2 protein-coding genes and 1 tRNA gene are annotated in these 1821 nt (G+C 61.3%); 1 reads left to right on the plus strand and 2 read right to left on the minus strand.

What is annotated here, in order from left to right:
• Together tilS and C2134_RS21010 are read right to left on the minus strand one after the other, a co-directional pair.
• The coding region (gene tilS / locus C2134_RS22025) for a tRNA lysidine(34) synthetase TilS (protein WP_233196532.1) at window positions 1-587 on the minus strand (587 nt) is incomplete at its 3' end.
• Window positions 559-1524: an acetyl-CoA carboxylase carboxyltransferase subunit alpha gene (locus tag C2134_RS21010; protein WP_103321991.1), complete on the minus strand. Its 966-nt coding sequence runs from the start codon at window positions 1522-1524 to the stop codon at window positions 559-561. The genes C2134_RS21010 and tilS, both read right to left, overlap by 29 nt.
• Before the next feature lie 211 nt (window positions 1525-1735).
• Here C2134_RS21010 and C2134_RS21015 point away from each other — a divergent pair.
• A tRNA-Val gene (locus C2134_RS21015) sits at window positions 1736-1811 on the plus strand.
• The last annotated feature ends 10 nt before the right edge of the window (window positions 1812-1821 follow it).

Here is a 1821-nt window from a genome sequence, read left to right on the forward strand (position 1 = left end):
TCGCGATTGCTCTCGTCTTCCACCCAGGCCAGGCCTTGCGCGCGGACATGGTCTTCCAGCTGCTGGCGAGTGAAATTCAGCAAGGGCCGCCATAAGCGCTTGCCGGGCGGCAACTCACGCAGCGCCGGCATGGCCGCCAGCGCCTTGACGCCGCCGCCGCGCAGCAACTGCAGCAACACAGTCTCGGCTTGGTCATCCTGATGATGCGCCAGAACGATGACCTCCGCGGCGGAGCGACGATAAGCCGCGTAGCGCGCCTCGCGCGCCGCGGCCTCCAGGCTCTCGCCGCCGCCGGCGCTGACCTGCACGCGCTCGATGCGCAGCGGCACGCCCAGCGAATCGCACAGCGCCTGGCAATGCGCGGCCCAGGCATCGGCGTTCGGACTCAGTCCATGATGGACATGCACGGCCGACAACACGAGCTCGGACCGATGTTCGCGCGCCGCGCACAACAGCGACAGCAGCGCCACCGAGTCCAAGCCGCCGGAAAGCCCAAGCTCAAAAGCGCAAAGGCCGGACAATTCGTCCGGCCAATGTTTGATCAGGCTGTCCGCCAGCTTAGGCTGCGTCTTCCTTGAAGCGGCCATAGCTCATCAGGCGGTCGAAGCGCTGCTTCAGCAGCTCATCCAGCGGCTTGCTCTGGACTTCTTTCAGTTCTTCCTGCAGCACGCGCTTCAGCGTGGTCATCATCTGCGCGTGATCGCGATGCGCGCCGCCCACCGGCTCGGTCACCACGCGATCAATCAGGCCCAGCGTTTTCAAACGCGGCGCGGTGATGCCCAGCGCCTCGGCGGCGTCGGACGCGCGCTCGGCCGTCTTCCACAAGATGGATGCGCAGCCTTCCGGCGAGATCACCGAATACGTGGCGTATTGCAGCATATTGACTTGGTCGCCCACGGCGATGGCCAAAGCGCCGCCGGAGCCGCCCTCGCCGATCACGGTAACGATGATGGGCACGCGCAGGCGAGTCATTTCATACAGGTTGCGGCCAATGGCTTCGGACTGGCTGCGCTCTTCCGCGCCAATGCCAGGCCAGGCGCCTGCGGTATCGACGAAGGTCATCACCGGAATGCCGAACTTCTCGGCCAGCTTCATCAGGCGCAGCGCCTTACGATAGCCTTCCGGATGCGGCATGCCGAAATTGCGGCGAATCTTTTCCTTGGTGTCGCGGCCCTTTTGCTGGCCGATGACCATCACGGACTGGCCGTTGAAACGGGCCAGGCCGCCGACGATGGCGGCATCGTCGGCAAAAGCGCGGTCGCCGTGCAGCTCTTCAAAGTCGGTGAAGATGGCCTGCACATAGTCCAGGGTGTATGGTCGCTGCGGATGGCGGGCCACCATCGCGATCTGCGACGGGGTCAGCTTGGCATAGAGCGTCTTGGTCAGCTCCAAGCTCTTCTTCTGCAGGCGGGCGATTTCCTCGGAGATATCCAGCACCGAGTCGTCCTGCACGAACCGCAGCTCTTCTATTTTGTTCTCGAGCTCGGCAATCGGCTGCTCAAAATCGAGAAAGGTCGGCTTCATTCTTCACATCATCCGTCAAACCTAATCGCCGCATGATACATGAGGCGCAAACTCGCCGTCACCCGTAGAACTAGGAAAACGATGCAAAAATGGAGCAAATATTCAAAATTACGGGCTTTGGCAAAAAAAACCAAGCGGACTACTTGCACAAGCTTAAACCCTGTGCTTTAATTCGCCTCCTCGCTGAAACGCACACAGCGAAACGAATTCAGGGCGTTTAGCTCAGTTGGTAGAGCGTCTGCCTTACAAGCAGAATGTCGGCGGTTCGACTCCGTCAACGCCCACCAAAGTTTACGG

Source organism: Chromobacterium sinusclupearum (assembly GCF_002902845.1).
Classification (GTDB): Bacteria; Pseudomonadota; Gammaproteobacteria; order Burkholderiales; family Chromobacteriaceae; genus Chromobacterium; species Chromobacterium sinusclupearum.